14 protein-coding genes are annotated in these 16,036 nt (G+C 40.8%); 5 read left to right on the plus strand and 9 right to left on the minus strand.

Annotated features, from left to right (window positions below):
- Window positions 1–7: 7 nt before the first annotated feature.
- The 4 genes from ABEG20_RS06235 (at window position 8) to ABEG20_RS06250 (ending at window position 4,850) form a co-directional block, all read left to right on the plus strand.
- Complete coding sequence (locus ABEG20_RS06235; RefSeq protein ID WP_406826521.1) at window positions 8–1,078, plus strand: dipeptidase; 1,071 nt, start codon at window positions 8–10, stop codon at window positions 1,076–1,078.
- 11 nt (window positions 1,079–1,089) lie between these two features.
- Window positions 1,090–3,462: a glycoside hydrolase family 3 N-terminal domain-containing protein gene (locus ABEG20_RS06240; protein WP_406826522.1), complete on the plus strand. Its 2,373-nt coding sequence runs from the start codon at window positions 1,090–1,092 to the stop codon at window positions 3,460–3,462.
- A 207-nt stretch (window positions 3,463–3,669) separates the two neighbouring features.
- On the plus strand, window positions 3,670–4,389 hold the full coding sequence (locus tag ABEG20_RS06245) for a helix-turn-helix transcriptional regulator (RefSeq protein WP_406826523.1): 720 nt from the start codon (window positions 3,670–3,672) through the stop codon (window positions 4,387–4,389).
- A gap of 50 nt (window positions 4,390–4,439) precedes the next feature.
- Complete coding sequence (locus ABEG20_RS06250) at window positions 4,440–4,850, plus strand: VOC family protein (protein ID WP_406826524.1); 411 nt, start codon at window positions 4,440–4,442, stop codon at window positions 4,848–4,850.
- A gap of 226 nt (window positions 4,851–5,076) precedes the next feature.
- On the opposite strand, the gene ABEG20_RS06255 is transcribed toward ABEG20_RS06250, so the two are convergent.
- The 4 genes from ABEG20_RS06255 to ABEG20_RS06270 all read right to left on the minus strand — a co-directional run bounded on the left by ABEG20_RS06255 (window position 5,077) and on the right by ABEG20_RS06270 (window position 7,137).
- Window positions 5,077–5,382: a hypothetical protein gene (locus ABEG20_RS06255; protein ID WP_406826525.1), complete on the minus strand. Its 306-nt coding sequence runs from the start codon at window positions 5,380–5,382 to the stop codon at window positions 5,077–5,079.
- Window positions 5,383–5,464: 82 nt separating this feature from the next.
- Window positions 5,465–5,905, minus strand: a complete 441-nt coding sequence (locus tag ABEG20_RS06260) for an Hsp20/alpha crystallin family protein (RefSeq protein ID WP_406826526.1) — start codon at window positions 5,903–5,905, stop codon at window positions 5,465–5,467.
- Window positions 5,906–6,267: 362 nt separating this feature from the next.
- Window positions 6,268–6,822 (minus strand): hypothetical protein, encoded by a 555-nt coding sequence (locus tag ABEG20_RS06265; RefSeq protein WP_406826527.1) that lies wholly within the window; start codon window positions 6,820–6,822, stop codon window positions 6,268–6,270.
- Between the two features lie 45 nt (window positions 6,823–6,867).
- Window positions 6,868–7,137: a hypothetical protein gene (locus ABEG20_RS06270; protein ID WP_406826528.1), complete on the minus strand. Its 270-nt coding sequence runs from the start codon at window positions 7,135–7,137 to the stop codon at window positions 6,868–6,870.
- A gap of 201 nt (window positions 7,138–7,338) precedes the next feature.
- Here ABEG20_RS06270 and ABEG20_RS06275 point away from each other — a divergent pair, with 201 nt between their 5' ends.
- Window positions 7,339–7,491: a hypothetical protein gene (locus ABEG20_RS06275; protein WP_406826529.1), complete on the plus strand. Its 153-nt coding sequence runs from the start codon at window positions 7,339–7,341 to the stop codon at window positions 7,489–7,491.
- Between the two features lie 65 nt (window positions 7,492–7,556).
- Here ABEG20_RS06275 and ABEG20_RS06280 read toward each other — a convergent pair whose 3' ends face one another.
- From ABEG20_RS06280 to ABEG20_RS06300, 5 genes are all read right to left on the minus strand, one after another.
- Window positions 7,557–9,833 (minus strand): GH92 family glycosyl hydrolase, encoded by a 2,277-nt coding sequence (locus tag ABEG20_RS06280; RefSeq protein WP_406826530.1) that lies wholly within the window; start codon window positions 9,831–9,833, stop codon window positions 7,557–7,559.
- Between the two features lie 69 nt (window positions 9,834–9,902).
- Entirely contained in the window at window positions 9,903–12,116 is a 2,214-nt protein-coding gene (locus tag ABEG20_RS06285) for an alpha-N-acetylglucosaminidase (RefSeq protein WP_406826531.1), read from the minus strand.
- Between the two features lies 1 nt (window position 12,117).
- A complete protein-coding gene (locus ABEG20_RS06290) occupies window positions 12,118–13,344 on the minus strand; it encodes an acyltransferase family protein (RefSeq protein ID WP_406826532.1) in 1,227 nt (408 codons plus the stop codon).
- 7 nt (window positions 13,345–13,351) lie between these two features.
- Window positions 13,352–14,332, minus strand: coding sequence for a purple acid phosphatase family protein (locus ABEG20_RS06295; RefSeq protein WP_406826533.1), 981 nt, complete (start codon window positions 14,330–14,332; stop codon window positions 13,352–13,354).
- Between the two features lie 96 nt (window positions 14,333–14,428).
- Complete coding sequence (locus ABEG20_RS06300) at window positions 14,429–16,027, minus strand: RagB/SusD family nutrient uptake outer membrane protein (protein ID WP_406826534.1); 1,599 nt, start codon at window positions 16,025–16,027, stop codon at window positions 14,429–14,431.
- Between the last annotated feature and the right edge of the window lie 9 nt (window positions 16,028–16,036).

Below are 16,036 nucleotides of genomic sequence, written 5' to 3' on the forward strand. Positions count from 1 at the left end.
AATAAGCATGTTTACAATAGACGCCCATTTGGATTTAAGCATGAATGCTTTGGAATGGAACCGTGATTTAACACAGGAGGTTTCAGCCATCAACCATCGCGAAGCGGGTTTGACCGATAAACCGGATCGGACCCTGGCAACCGTATCTTTGCCAGAGTTGCGCAGAGGAAATATTGGTCTGGTGGTGGCCACACAAATTGCAAGATATGTGGCGCCTGATAACCGGTTGCCTGGCTGGCATTCTCCTGAACAAGCCTGGGCGCAAACCCAGGGACAGCTGGCCTGGTACAAGGCCATGGAAGATGCCGGTGAAATGTTTCAGGTTTATAACCTCGAAACACTGGAAAAACACATCACCTTATGGCAAAATGATCAGCCGGCAAGTGAAAAACCTGTAGGCTACATCCTTAGTCTGGAAGGTGCAGATTCATTTGTTACGCCACAACACCTGGAACGGGCATGGCAGAACGGTTTACGTGCGGTTGGTCCTGCACATTATGGCCCCGGCCGGTATGCACAGGGAACGGATGCCACAGGCTATATGACGGCATTAGGACGTGAGCTGTTAAAAGAAATGGAACGGTTGAATGTTATTTTAGACGCCACGCATTTATGTGATGATAGTTTTTGGGATGCGCTGGATAGATTTAACGGACACGTTTGGGCTTCGCATAACAATTGCCGCAGTTTGGTAAACCATAACCGCCAGTACAGCGATGAGCAGATTAAAGCGCTCATTGATCGCGGAGCGGTAATTGGTGCCGCACTTGATGCCTGGATGATGGTGCCTAACTGGCAACGTGGTATTTCAAAACCTAAGGTGATGAACTGTAACCTCGAGGTAATGATCGATCATATCGACCATATTTGTCAGCTTGCAGGCAATGCAATTCATGTAGGCATTGGTTCAGATCTGGATGGTGCCTTTGGCAAAGAGCAGTGTCCTTACGACCTGGAAACCATTGCCGATTTACAGAAGGTGCCTGATTTATTTAAAAAAAGAGGGTATACCGATGCGGATGTTGAAAACCTGATGCACGGAAATTGGTTGCGTTTCCTGAAGAAGGCCTGGGCATAATTTTAACCAATATGAATAAAAAAATACAAATTGCCTTATGTCTGGGGCTGGCGTTTTCAACATACCTCCCGGGTTTCGCACAAAATAAAAGTGCACTTCCTTTATACAAAAATGCAAAAGCACCTGTAGAAAGCCGTATTAAAGATTTGCTTTCACGAATGACTGTCGAAGAAAAAGTTGGACAGATTTCTATGCCATTAGGCTGGCCTATGTACAATAGAAAAGGTGATGAAGTTGAGGTAAGTGAAGCCTTTAAAAAATCACTGAAGGAGTCTTATACCGGAATGTTGTGGGCTACGCTACGGGCAGATCCCTGGACCAAAAAGACACTGGCAAATGGGTTAAATCCTGAACTGGCCGCAAAAGCGACGAATGCCATTCAGAAATATGCGGTTGAAAATACCCGTTTGGGTATCCCTGTGTTACTTTCTGAGGAAGCACCACACGGCCACATGGCTATTGGTACTACCGTTTTTCCGACTTCAATAGGGCAGAGCAGTACTTTTGATCCGGAATTGATTGAGAAAATGGCCAGGGCAATTGCTGAAGAAACCCGCGTGCAGGGCGGGCATGTTGGTTATGGACCAGTGCTTGACCTCGCACGCGAACCAAGATGGTCCAGGGTAGAGGAAACCTATGGAGAAGACCATGTTTTGATCAGCAGAATGGGCGAGGCCATGGTGAGCGGGATGCAGGGGAAATCGATTAATAGCGGAGTGAATGTTGTGGCTACCTTGAAACACCTGGCTGCCTACGGTGCACCGGAGGGCGGACATAACGGAAGCAGTATTAACTTAGGCCTGCGCACTTTGCATCAGTTTTACCTGCCACAGTTTAAAGCCGCAGTTAAAGCAGGGGTTTTGTCGGTAATGACTTCATACAATTCTATTGATGGCATTCCCTGCTCCTCAAATGAAATGCTGCTTAAAGATGTACTGATTAAAGATTGGGGTTTTAAGGGCTTTGTGGTTTCTGATCTGAACAGTATCTCGGGTTTAAAATCGAATCACCATGTTGCCGAAACAGCGGCCGATGCGGCTTCGCTGGCTATTAATGCTGGTTTAGATGCCGATTTAAGCGGAATAGGGTATGGTAAAGCTTTACTTGATGCCATCAGGCAGGGTAAAGTTTCCATAAAGGTATTGGATACCGCTGTAAGTAAGGTACTGCGGATAAAATTCCGGATGCGTTTATTTGAAAACCCTTATGTTAACCCACAAGTGGCTAGGCAAAAAGTGAGAAATGCCGAAAAAGTTAACCTGGCACGCGAGGTTGCCCGGGAATCGATTATCTTGTTAAAAAATCAGAACCAGCTGCTTCCACTGAGTAAAAAATTAAAAAGTATTGCCGTTATAGGCCCAAATGCCGACAATGTTTACAACCAGTTAGGCGATTACACTGCTCCACAGGCAGCAGGTAATGTAGTCACGGTTTTACAGGGGATTAAAAACAAACTGGGCGAAACAACCAAGATCAATTATGTAAAAGGTTGCGCCATCCGCGATACGCTTTCGAGCGAGATTGATGATGCAGTTACGGCAGCTAGAAACTCTGATGCGGTGGTAATGGTGTTGGGTGGCTCCAGCGCCCGGGATTTTAAAACGAAATACATTGAAACCGGTGCGGCAAAAGTAAGTGCAAAAACAGAAACCCTTAGCGATATGGAAAGTGGTGAAGGATATGACCGGGCTACGCTTGATTTAATGGGCGACCAGATGAAGTTACTGAAAGCAGTAATGAAAACAGGGAAACCAGTAGTACTGGTATTGATAAAGGGAAGACCTTTGAACTTAAACTGGGCTGCCGAAAATGTTCCCGCCATTCTGGATGCCTGGTACCCGGGACAGGAAGGCGGTCATGCGATTGCCGATGTACTTTTCGGTGATTACAATCCTGCAGGAAGATTAACAATTTCGGTTCCCAAATCTGTCGGACAGTTACCGGTTTATTACAATGCACGCTATCCGGAGAAACATGATTATATAGAAATGGATGCTAAACCTTTATATGCTTTTGGATATGGATTAAGCTATACTTCCTTTGCCTATCAGAATCTTAAGATTGAGCATCTTCCGGCGCAAAAAATGGTGAATGTTAAATTTGATTTGAAAAACACAGGATCAACAGATGGAGAGGAAGTGGTGCAACTTTATCTGCAACATAAAAATTCTTCAGTGGTGATGCCTGTTAAACAACTCATCAAGTTTAAAAGGATGGCTTTGAAGAGCGGGGAACAAAAGACCATCAATTTCAATATAAACGCAACAGATCTTGAAATTTATAACCAGAAGATGCAATGGGAAGTAGAAGCTGGAACTTATCATCTAATGTTGGGTGGTTCATCAGATGATATTAAGTTAGAAAAGGATTTTTTGGTTCATTAACCGGCCATGCTTCATGAATAGATTTCAAAAAAATACTGGGGCAAATACTTGAAACCAACGGGATACGTAATCAAAAAAATGAGTGGATAAAAGGCGGTTGAAATACCTTGAAACGGGTTTAGGATGACGATATGATGAGAAGATTCGAGCTGCTGTTAGCATGACGAACTATAATTATACCGCGCTTTTCTTAATTTCGCGTTAACGATGAAATTTTACGATACTACCAGAATATCGAGATTAACAGCAATATTGACAAGCTTACAAGGAAAAAAACTGGTAACAGCGAGTGAACTGGCTAAGAAATTTTCAGTAAGTGTACGCACCATTTACAGGGATTTGAAAACATTGGAGCTTGCCGGCATCCCTGTTTATACGGATGAAGGAAAGGGATACAGCCTGATGGATGGTTACAGACTGCCACCAGTGATGTTTACCGAGCATGAAGCAAATACCTTCATTACCATTGCGCATCTTATTCATAAAACAAGAGATACCTCTTTAATCGAAGAATACAGTACCGCCCTTGATAAGATCAAAGCGGTTCTACGTTCAGGTACAAAGGAAAAAGCAGCTCTCCTGTCTCAGCGTATTGCAATAAGCCCGGCATTTGCGACAAAAAATGCTAGCCACTCACTCACCCAAATACAGGCAGCACTAACGGATTTTAAAGTTTTGAAGATCAGGTATGAGCGTGGCAATCACAAAAAAATAACGGAAAGAGAAATAGAACCATTCGCCTTTTATTACAGTTTGGAAGAAAGTTGGTTGGTGATTGCCTTTTGCCGGTTAAGGAAGGATTTTAGAATGTTCAGGCTCGATCGCATCCAGTCACTGGCGACTACTGAAAAAACATTTTCTCCACATGAAATAACACTTGCCTCTTATCTTGAACAAAAAAATAAAAATTATACCCCTGACAAATAGTTGTCATAGTACCTTCTGAAATTTGTCTAAAATAAATTAGAAGACAAATTATGAATCTCGTTTCAATCAGAATCATCACCAATGATGTAAGTAAATTATTGGAATTTTATGAGCAGATCACTCAACTGAAAGGTATTCGTTACACTGAAGACTTTGCAGAGCTCCAAACGGAAAATGCAACACTTGCCATTGGAAGTACCAGAACATTGCAGTTTTTTGGAGGAGCAGAAGTCGCCATAGCGGCTCAAAACCATACCGCAATTATTGAATTTATTACAGATGATGTGGACAGGATTTACCAGGAACAATCTGATTTTTTGGCCAGCTTTTTAGTTCAACAGCCAGAAACAATGCCTTGGGGGAACCGTTCCCTGTTGTTCCGTGATCCTGATGGGAACCTGGTCAATTTTTTTACCCCGGTTAGCATGGATGCAATTAGCAGATTTGAAAGTAAAATTTAAGATCAATCATAAAGATCGCATCCACCAGTACATTCGTCATTCTCGCGTATGCAGGAATCTTAAAACGTTTGCATTAAGATTCCCAATCAAGTTGGGAATGACGATTTCTCGAAAGATATTAACCATAAAATTTATCTTTCAATCATATTTAATTTTTATACCGTAAATTATCCCTTAGGAAAATATCTCAAAATTATATTACAGCCTCATTTTTGTAAACTGTCAATTATTCAGTATCAATATTCCCATTCTCTAAATGAGCAATACGGAATATTTCTTTTGAAATAATGGATATGTTTTCTTTTAACTCATCCAGGTTACAATTTTTAGTGCCAATAAGAATGGGCAGTTCCATTATTTCTTCCATAAATTCTATTTTTAATGAACATCCTGTTGCATCTGCCGTGCTACCCCATAGCTGGGAGAAAATTTCGCTGGCTTCTTTTTTATCCCTGCCAAGAGAAAATTTACCGTATGTGATTTTTCCGGCTGGCCCCTGAAGGCTGATGCTGATGGTAAAACGGGTTTCCATAGCTAAATTTTTGTATCTTTTTTAAAACGGATTGAAAAAACATGATCAAATAAAAAGTGCCGCTAAAAGCGGCACTTAGAAATTATTGTATTTCGATTTGTCTGGAGACTGCCTTTGCTTCTTCCTTTTTCGGAATATTAAGATGGAGTATGCCATCTGTGTAAGTAGCCTGGATCCGTTCAGCATCAGCACTCTCCGGAAGGGTAAATGCCCTGGTAAATGCCGAGTAGCTATATTCCCTTCTGTTATAGGTTTTGCCTTCATTGTTGTTTTCAGCATGCTGAGCGGTAGAAATGGTCAGCATATCCTTTTCAATGGATACCTTGAAATCGTCTTTTTTTAATCCGGGCGCTGCCAGTTCGATGTGGTACGCTTCGTTCGTTTCAGAAATGTTAACTGCTGGTACGCTGCTTAAGCGACGATCGGTAAAAAAAGTATCACCTAGTACGGATTCAAAGATGTCATTAAAGCCTGGCAATAATGAACTGTTCTTTTTTTCTGGATTGAATTTAACTAATGTCATAGTTTTTTCTCCTTTTAATGTTTTAATAATAAATGGACTATAAATCAATTAATTTAACGCTTCAACCTTTTTCCAAAGGTTACGCTTGCGATATATCAAGTGCTGTGCCAAGGGCATTCAGGGTTAACTGAAAACAGTTTTTCTGAAAAAAATTCATTTTTATGAAATTTTTTCAGTGACATTGCTGAAATTTTTTCAGTTTTAACTTTCTGTACCCAGCGTGTCCGAAATGAGTGAGAAAAGATATTGCAATGATCCTGGCGCAAATATAGCCCGACTAAAACCGGAGGTGCTATGCATATGGATATCTTTTGCGAAAACCTTCCAAACTAAGCAACTGGCTGGTGCATTGTAAATCAACTTTACTGGATACGTTCAAAATAAATGATGTTATGATCGAAGATACCCTGATAAGGATTTCCCTTTGCCTGGAAACCATTTGCTTTCAGAAATCGCTGACTGCTAGCAGTAGCAGTGGTAGCAAACAGCATACCATGGTGATCACTGATTTTTTTAAGCAATAGCCTTTTTAATGTACTACTGATTCCTTTTTTACGAACTGATTCCTGGGTGAATGAATAGCCAATCTCTAAAAATGGTTGATCTATTGCTGTTATTATTCCGGCTTTATGATATACTTGTTGAAGGTAAGCAAGTGTTGGCCTTTTAATGGCCGAAATACCGACAGGTTTTTTATCATGGTAGCAGAAAGCAAGAAAAGCTGCATTGAAAATTTTTAAGGGCAGATCAACCGGTGAAACTTTATTTCCCTTTCTCAGTAATAAATAGAAGTGATGAAGCTGGATCATCGTACAATCGCAGGGCCTCTTAATTTCGAAATGGCAATTAGCAAGAAAATTTGGCTGATCATAATGATCCTGATGGAATGCCAGGCCGGTAGATGTAACTAGGGTCATCAGCGAAAGTTTTAGTTAGGAATTAAAATACCGCTTTCTTGCAATTTATTTGCTTTTGGCACTTAACGATGTACGTAAAGGGCCTGATAAGGCAAGCATTTCGCATACTTTATCGTTCCAGTCTATCAAGGCATCTTCAGGTGAGGTACCGAGGCCAGAAACATCCTGTTCCTCTTCAAAAGATAAAACGGCATAAAAGCAGTCACCATCCTGATATACGGAAGGTTTAAACTGCATCACAAAAGTGGGTAACCTGTATCTGTTATAATCAAAATCTACCAGTTTTCCTGGAATCGTTCGAACCTGCTGTTTCATAGCCTGATGTTTTACTAAAACATTGTTGTATAACGGTTTACTTATGGCAAGCAAACGTATTTGTAAGTTAGGTAAGCAATGTTTCCTTAAGGTTAGCAGGTTGTTGTTTGTTTGTTAAGTATTGGCAGATGTAGCAATTAGAAAAGATAAATTTTATGCTGCATTAATCTTTTCGGCATATCTACAGTCGAATACATTACTATGGCACTAACAATGAACCTTGGAAAGAAAAAATCAGATTTACCAGATAAAACCCGCGATGAGCCGGATAAAAGTAACTTTCCGGTAAGCATGATCATTTTTATCCTGGTACTCAGTGCGCTCCTGATGATCCTGATCTTATTTAAACGTTAATATATATAGATGTTGATTAGCGTACAAGTTGAATTGATTTCCTATTAAGATCAATTTTTGCTTGTCTACGGTTTATTCGGTTCATCTTGAAGGTAAAAGATCAGTTCTCCGCCATGAACCAAAGATTGATGTGTAATTTGGTTTTTGGTTAAACTTTTCCCATTTAAAGTGATTTTAGAACTATAAATAGACTTTTTACTTTTTCTGATGGTTTTGATCGCTAATTTTTTTCCATTGTTAAAAGATATTACGGCTTGTTTAAATAGGGGACTGGTCAGTTGGTAATTTTCTGAAACAGGATCTACCGGATAAAAACCCAGCGCAGCAAATACATACCATGCCGACATTTGTCCGGCATCATCATTACCACTTAAACCGCCGGCACCTTCACTGTATTCCTCTGCTAAAATACGCGATACCTCCAATTGGGTCTTCCATGGCGAATCGGTATAATTATAGAGAAAAGGAATCTGATGACCAGGCTCATTGCCATGCCAGTATTCTTTTTTAGCAAATAGCGAATCGAGTTCGTTTTCGAGAATTTTCTCTCCACCCATTAGTTTAATCAGTCCGGGTATATCGTGTGGAACGTAGAAGGTATATTGCCTTGGGGTTCCTTCCGTAATATAGGGTTCGCGGTGATCAGGATAAAAAGGTTTGTACCAGCTGCCATTGGCAAACCTGCCCTTCACCATTCCTTCCTGTTGATCGAATACATTTTTGTAATTTGAAGCCCTTTTCATCAGTTGTTTATAATCCGATGTTTTACCCAGATCTTTTGCTACAGTAGCCAAAGCATAATCATCATAGGCATACTCAAGGGTTCTGCTCACTTGTTCTCTTTTATGAAAAGCGTCGGGAATACTATCCTCCATCGGGATATAGCCATATTTAAGGTAACTGTTGATGCCCCGGCGACCCTTACCGTTGAGGTACTGAGCTGAATCTGGCATTTGAAATGCATTTTGGCGCATTAATCGATAGGCTTCTTTTACATCGTAACCGCGAATGCCCTTATTATACGCCGATGCGATAAAAGCCGTAGCATGATCGCCAATCATGGCAGCAGTATAATTATTCCAGCAGGGGAAAATAGGAAGCCAACCGCCTTGTTGTCCTTTTAGCACCAGGGAATTTGCAAAATCGTTGGCCAGATTGGGTTTTAAAAGTTCTACAAGTGGTAATTGGGCACGGTAAGTGTCCCACATCGAAAAATCATCGTAATAGTTGCCCTTTTTTAAGGTTTTCCTGGTGTAGTCACCTGCAAATTGCGGATATCCGCCATCTACATCATTAAATAAGCGTGGATGCTGTTGTGCATGGTAAAGTGCGGTGTAGAAAATCCGCTTGTTTTTTTCATTGGGATCATTCACCTTGATCTGACCAAGTGACCGCTCCCAAACCTGATTTGTTCTGTCCACAATCGTTGCTAATGCAGCGTTATTGATTTCGGTTTCGAGGTTAAGTTTTGCTGCCGCGATACTGGTAAAGGAAGTACCGGCATAAATACGAATTGTTTCTCCTTTTTGTAGTTTAAAGCCTAGGTAAGCACCTAAATCTTTTTGATTTTTGATGGACTGATTTGCCGAAACACGGGCACCATTAAATACACCACTTGTTGTAAAAACTTTGCTTACGCGGATAAAAAAATAGCCACTAAAGCCGGCTGGCTGTCCCCATCCCTGATAAATACGATGAACAGGATTGTAACCCGAAATTTCACCTTTTTGGCGATCAATTTTGATATAGCCTTTAGCCTGGTCGCTATTTGGCGTAATTAACAGATAAACACTATCTGCCTTTAACGCGGTAACTTTGATCAGGCCACAACGCAGGCTAGCGGTAGCTTCAGTAAGCAGGTTATAGCGTGGTAAACTGGTTTTATAATAAGCTGGGGTAGCAACCTCACCAGCATGAGTATAATCTGCAGCATAATCTGCTGCGCTGGTTTTCAGCTTTCCGGAAATGGGCATGATGGTGAAGCTGCCATAATCCTGCGTACACGATCCACTAATCCAGTGACTGGCCCTGATGCCATAAAATTTTTTGTTGTTATAATAATACGGCGCCAGGCATTTTTTTTCCGAAAGCTGGGTTTGCGGGGTCCACTGCGTCATGCTAAAAGGCGGCGCTACTGCAGGTATGGTATTGGCCAGCCTTTCCGTTTTATCTTCTATATGCTGACTGGCCAGTGTGGTGCTGGCCGAGGTGCCCGAAAAGGGCTGCACGTATTTGATAAAAGACTTGCTTTGTGCATGTCCCTGAATGATTAATCCGTTATAAAAACAAAATACCAATAATAAACCCTTATTAAACAGGTTGTTGTTTGCTTTTTTACGCATTTTGTTTTTATGTGGTTGAATTTATCTGGTGAATTTAAATATGGTTATTATAGCTTCCTTAATGGATGGTTAAAGCTGATGGGCTTGACCAATAATTTTACGATATTTTTTGTGTAAATCAGTTGCAGTATTAACTGGATTTCCTACTGGAGTTAAGGTATAGTCTTTTCTTTGATTTACCCATTTCCATTCCCATTTGCTTACTTCATCGTTAAATTTAGTGATGTTGAGCTCAGTTTTATTTGAAATAGACTGTTCCAGCCGGCTAAAAAACATTTCCCATCTTGGTTTATAAAAATCATTCATCAGTCCGCTCCATTGCCTGCATGCATACTCATTTAAAGGATTTTTGGCATCACCCCACAAAGTGATCAAATCCTTTGCATTCATTTCATATAAGGCTTTTTCCTGCTCATTGGTTCCCTGTTTGCGTGCATCATTTACCCAGGGGCCAAGCATAAAATCTTTTCTCGTAGCCAGCAATTTATCCATGTCTTCAATCAAAGTGATAAACTTTTTGCTTTCTGTTTGGAAAGCTTTCAGGTTTTTATTTCTGTAGGCTTCCACTACCTTTCTTTGTAACGGAAGCGCATAATTGGCTAGTACCTGTCTGGTTACATCAATAAGATCATACTGAAAACCATCACTTTGCCTGCAATCTGCTGCTGCATTAATGAGTTCATCCCAGGCGGGTAATAAATCGCGTTCATGGTAATTTAATGTAGTTCTGGCCCAGCGAGTCATAGAATCTAATGTTGGTCGGCCTTGTATAATAGACTCGGCACCATCTCTAACATACTGATCTGCAGGAACGCTGTAAACAGTTTTTCTAAGTGTTTTCCAGGCTTTTAACGCCTTTGCATTGTTTTTTCCGTACCGGTTAAAAACATATTGAGGTAACCATGTTTCAAGGTCGATCGGTGTGGAGCGCCAAACATTTTCCATCATCAACTCATACATGACCGGATTTTGTTCAATACCTTCCATGGTCAAACCAATACCATGCATTTTGCCGCTTTTCGGATCTTTTAAAGCTTGCGCAGGTGCTGTAGCTACTACGTCCATTCTTCCAAACAAATTGGTGTTCCCGCCAAAGTTGTTCAGCATGTTCCAAATCCATGGCTTTCCATAAAAACCTTCAGTACGTTTCCAAACCGGTTCAATTTCTGTAGCTAAATCCAATAAAATCATCTTATCATTTGGAACAGCCTTTAATAAAGCTTCCGTTTGTGCCTCTTTCCAGAATTTTCTATCGCTGTAAAACAACCAGCCCTGCATCACCCAAACCGCTTTAGGATCCGCTTGCGACATGCCATCATAAATCCTGGCGCTTAACTTACTCAAAAATTCCGGCTCGGAAGATGGTGGTTCGTTCTCGTTAAATGTATCGGCAGAATACAAGTGGTCTGTCCCAAGCATTTCGGTTTGCTTTTGTAAAAACTTTTTTCCGATCTCGGCAAACATTGGATCTTCCGAATCCAGTATATAAGTATCTGCAAAACCGTTGGTCCAGTTTGTGGCTTTCAGTTTAGCATTCGGAAATTTCGTTTTAAATGCCGCAGGTACGTGGCCGGTAAACGCCGGAAGTACGGGTTTCATGCCTAGTGCTCTTTCACGGTTCAAAATTTTCTTTTGCAATTCGAAGTGGCTTTTCATCCAGCTTACCGGAAGCGGGCCACCCCAGCCATCAATATTGCCCATCCAAAACCACGAGAAATATGCCGGTCCGGTAAAAAAACCTTTAAGTTCATCATCCGAAAACCCCATTTCTTTATACAAAAGGTACCAGGTATATTCTTCGCCGGTAATGGCAAGGGGCATATTAATGCCATGTAATGCCATCCAGTCGATCTCTTTTTCCCAACGTGCCCAATCCCACCAGCTCATGCTGTAATTAAACGTACAATAATTAAGATAGTACCGGTATTCATACGGAGTTTCTTTCCTAACTTTTTTTCCCAGCTTGGGTAAAGTTTGCGGAACATTCAGGTTCGTGCCATTCCAGGTAATTTGGCAATGCGCATACTCAGTTAAGTAGTGATAAAAAGCAGATGCCAAAGCGACACCATTGTTTCCGCGAAGAATGATTTTGTTGTTTTTGGATGCTATCTCGAAGACATCTTTTCCTTTAACATCAGGAAGGTTTTCTGTTAAGAATGACTTGGCGTGTTTTGGTAATACCCGTTCTATAAGTTGGTTTGAAGTATTTAAAAAATCCTGAGCAAGTGCCTTATTAACGAACAAGGAAACGAGTGCAACTGAAAAGTATAATTTTAATTTCATATCAAATTTTTAAGAACCACTTTTTATCGTAAAAGAACTTTAATAAAAACAGTTGAATCAATAGTACGCCCGTCCACAAAGTGGCTTCGTGCCATAGCGGAGGGATCAGGTTTATTAAACCACCAAATAAAAAAGTAGATGATGATTCGAAGTTGAAAAGTCCGTGTGCACAAACGTAAATCAGAATACTGTTTGTACCCATCCATACAAAGGGCATACTCCATCTGGAATAGGAGCTGATGTCAATAATGTAATAAAAGAGGGTAAACAAGAGTATACTCCAGCCGCCGGCAAATAAAACGAATGAGCTGCTCCACATGGTTTTATTAATCGGGAAGATGAAGCTCCATAACAAACCAAGTCCGATGCTGAGTAATCCGCTGCTGATTAAAGCCGCTACCTTCTGATTTGGTGTATAGTTAAATTTAGTCGATTTAATAAAAGCCCCCGTAAAAATGCCAAGCATTGCTGAACAAATGGCGGGTATTGTGCTTAATAGTCCTTCCGGATCGTAAATGGTTCGGTGAAGCTTGCCAGGTAGAAACAGTCTGTCAAAATAAGCCGACAGATTTCCTTCTGGCGTAAAAACTCCAGAACCGAAATGAGGAACAGGCACAAATGCCATCAACAAATAATAGCCGGTAAGGATGGCTACAAACGAGAAAATCATTCCCCGAAAAGAACAATTTAAATAAATGATCGCCGCAAAAAAAGTGGCTAAAGCAATTCGACCCAGTACGCTGGCAAAACGGGTATTTTCGTATCCGTTCCATTTTAACAGTCCGTTGACGATGAAGCCTAAAATGATGAGTATAACGGTTCTCTTGATTAGCGAAAAATATATTTTTCGTGATGAATGGCCGCTTTTCTCTCTTTCAGCAAAATATTTCTGATAGGAGTAGGGCATAGATACTCCGGAGATAAATATGAACAAAGGAAAGATCAGATCATAAAAAGTAAAGCCATTCCAGGGGGAATGATGTAGTTGATTGCTTATTCCAACGAAAAATTTTTCAAAGAAAGATAAGCTATCATTTGTAGAAATGGTCCAGTCAATCGGGTTTCTTTTTAAATTATGCTCGGTCATAATTCCGGTGGCAAGGCCGTGGAATATTCCTTCTCCACTTACGATCCAAAACATGTCGAAACCCCGCAAAGCGTCCAGGGAAATTAATCTTTTAGGCTTTTCTGCCTTTTCGTCAGTATTTTTTGTTTCGATAGCTATCATGGCGGGATTACTTCTTGATTAAGGTGTTATAAATAACATCACCTTCATCGTTAATTACCTGTACGCGCAACTGGTCTTTACTTAACGAAAATAACATAAACCCATATTCTGATGCCACCATCTGTGCTTCTGGTATCAGCTTAACAGGTGTTTTCTCTGATGCACCTCCGGAAATGAAATGATGGGTTTTACCTGCTGGCTTAAGGTATTGTAAACTGTGTTCGTGACCCGTTAAATAAACATCAACACCATATTGATCAAGTATGGGTTTTAACGTGCTTCTGATCGCTTTGGTATCATAACCATCTGTCCGGCTACCGCCTGTAAACATGGGGTGGTGACCAACAACAATTTTCCATTTAATTGATGGATCTTGATCAGCAAGGGTTTTAACCAACCATTTTTTCTGGCCTGTGGTGTCTTGTCCTTTAACATTTGGTCCGTATTCTGCGTTTTTATAAAACTCGGGGATCAGTGGGTTGGTATCAATAAATGCGATTAATACCTGATTGTTTACATCGCCGTTAATGGCAAACTTTTTTGAAAAATAACGGGCAGGCATTTTCCATCTTCTGCTTATTTTAGAATAGCCTACCTGCGCATCAGGATTGGATTTATAATCATGGTTTCCTAAAACTACATACCAATCCCATTGTAAAGAAAAGTCGGTGTATATATCTTCAAAAGAGTATTTAAATGAAGGATCTTGCGGACTAATTACACCGCTAGGATAGAAATTATCGCCTGTAGAAATGATAAACTGTGCTTTAACATTAGCGGCGGTAATGCCCATTTGTTTGGCAACTGTTTTCTGGTGGTCAGCGCCATTCCGGCCCCAATCGCCCAACGCAAGAAACTGCAATGCACCAGGATCTTTCACTAAAGTCTTACTGGCAGCAACCGTTTCGGTTTGGTTTTTAGTAATGATCTGGGCATAAAGCGTACTGATAGAGAGAAGCGGAATAAGGAAAAGTAGTCGTTTGATCATAGTTTTGAATAGAGTTGCAAAGAAAGACAATGATGTGTTAAAATAAAAATTTCTCCAGACCGATAGCCTGGAGAAACTGTACACTTAAAGCTAAATTTAGTTGTAGCCTGGGTTCTGTTTCAATTTTGGATTGAGAATCAGCGCCGAGGCCGGAATAGGCATTAACCGATGGAATAATTGTGCATCTGTTTTAAAGCCCCATGTTCCTTCATACTTGCCAAAGCGGATCATATCATTACGGTGCCAGCATTCCCATGCCATTTCTCTGCAACGCTCTTTGTATAAATCTTCAAGCGTAACGGAGGTCCATGCCGGTGAAGTAGTACGGACCGCTCTCAATTGATTCACCAATGATAAAGCTGTTTGGCCTTGAGTAGGCGTAGCTCCACGAAGGATCGCTTCAGCTTTCATTAACAGAATGTCAGAATATCTGAAAACCGGCACATCATTGTTTTGGTTTCTGCTGGACGAGGTACTATCGCAGTAAAATTTATTGTTTCTGTAACCCATGTTCCAGGCAATTTCATCATTTCCGGCGTCAAAAGGTCTGGATGCATCTCTGAGGGTAACATTTGGCGTAATATCTACCTGGTAAGTGAGTGCAGCTGAACCATCAGAGCCTGCATAAAACTGATCGTATCCTTTTTTTGTCGTGGCTACAGTAACTGGTCTGCCATCGTAATAAGTCTGTAATCCTTTAATCCATTGTGCATTTCTTTTGTCATTAGGATCATTAAAATTGGCATAGTACTCTGGCAAAGTGCTCATTGGTGCACTTGGCGTAAACTTTAAGCTATATTTTTGCTGTAATGAACGAGGTAACGAGTAACGGGAATAAATCATGGTACCGTTGCTGAAACCCGGATCGAAAGGAATAGCGAAAATGAATTCCTTGATTTGTGGTCCGTTGTCAATGAAGAACATTTTTCTATAATCGCTTTCTAAGCTATAAGGAGAACCTGAGGCACCAATAATGGCATCGCACATGGCAACAGCATCGTTGTAACGTTGCGTTCCGGTATAAACTTCTGCATTCAGATACATTTTAGCCAGAATAGCGTATGCTGTATATTTATTCGGGCGGCCGTAAGTTGCCGTTCCTGTCGCGCTGCTTAAGTTTGGCAATACTTCTTTAAGTTCTGATTCGATAAAATTGAAAACTTCCAGACGCGATTTGGTTTCAGGCGGAGTAGTCTGTCCGAAAGTGGTAACCACTGGAATGTTTCCCCATAAATCCATCATCATGAAAAATGCCAGGGCCCTTGTTGCCCTTACTTCTGCTACGGCTACAGTTTTTCCTGAAGATTCTGGTGCATCTTTTAATAAGAACAAACTTTGGTTGGCTTTACTAATGGTTGCAGACAGCCATCCCCAGCCACTATTCACATGACCATTATCCTTATTCCAGGTATGTTTATGATGGTTTTCAAATACACCTCCATCGTACCAGTTACCACCCCTGGCCGGCATAATAGCCTCATCAGTACTTAACGACTGCATGAAGAAATAATCAGTACTCCAGTTTTGACGGAGCTGTACGTAAACCTGACCGGTTAGTTGTATAAAGTGTTGATCTGTTTGCGGAAATGTTTCAGGAGTAAGCTGTGTTTCCACTTTCAAATCCAGTTTATGGCAGGAAGTTAACATGCTTAATGATAACACAGTTCCTGCAAGGTATTTGATAAGATTTTTCATCTTTTTAAA

Origin of the sequence: Pedobacter sp. KACC 23697 (genome assembly GCF_045348445.1) — a bacterium.
Taxonomy (GTDB): Bacteria; Bacteroidota; Bacteroidia; order Sphingobacteriales; family Sphingobacteriaceae; genus Pedobacter.

Bases quoted from the DNA above. Each gene is read 5' to 3' on its own strand.
- ABEG20_RS06270 (WP_406826528.1), bottom strand. From the start codon at position 7,137: ATGAAACAGCAGGTTCGAACGATTCCAGGAAAACTGGTAGATTTTGAT.
- ABEG20_RS06240 (WP_406826522.1), top strand. From the start codon at position 1,090: ATGAATAAAAAAATACAAATTGCCTTATGTCTGGGGCTGGCGTTTTCA.
- ABEG20_RS06255 (WP_406826525.1), bottom strand. From the start codon at position 5,382: ATGGAAACCCGTTTTACCATCAGCATCAGCCTTCAGGGGCCAGCCGGA.
- ABEG20_RS06245 (WP_406826523.1), top strand. From the start codon at position 3,670: ATGAAATTTTACGATACTACCAGAATATCGAGATTAACAGCAATATTG.
- ABEG20_RS06280 (WP_406826530.1), bottom strand. From the start codon at position 9,833: ATGCGTAAAAAAGCAAACAACAACCTGTTTAATAAGGGTTTATTATTG.
- ABEG20_RS06260 (WP_406826526.1), bottom strand. From the start codon at position 5,905: ATGACATTAGTTAAATTCAATCCAGAAAAAAAGAACAGTTCATTATTG.
- ABEG20_RS06235 (WP_406826521.1), top strand. From the start codon at position 8: ATGTTTACAATAGACGCCCATTTGGATTTAAGCATGAATGCTTTGGAA.
- ABEG20_RS06275 (WP_406826529.1), top strand. From the start codon at position 7,339: ATGGCACTAACAATGAACCTTGGAAAGAAAAAATCAGATTTACCAGAT.
- ABEG20_RS06290 (WP_406826532.1), bottom strand. From the start codon at position 13,344: ATGATAGCTATCGAAACAAAAAATACTGACGAAAAGGCAGAAAAGCCT.
- ABEG20_RS06250 (WP_406826524.1), top strand. From the start codon at position 4,440: ATGAATCTCGTTTCAATCAGAATCATCACCAATGATGTAAGTAAATTA.
- ABEG20_RS06295 (WP_406826533.1), bottom strand. From the start codon at position 14,332: ATGATCAAACGACTACTTTTCCTTATTCCGCTTCTCTCTATCAGTACG.
- ABEG20_RS06265 (WP_406826527.1), bottom strand. From the start codon at position 6,822: ATGACCCTAGTTACATCTACCGGCCTGGCATTCCATCAGGATCATTAT.
- ABEG20_RS06300 (WP_406826534.1), bottom strand. From the start codon at position 16,027: ATGAAAAATCTTATCAAATACCTTGCAGGAACTGTGTTATCATTAAGC.
- ABEG20_RS06285 (WP_406826531.1), bottom strand. From the start codon at position 12,116: ATGAAATTAAAATTATACTTTTCAGTTGCACTCGTTTCCTTGTTCGTT.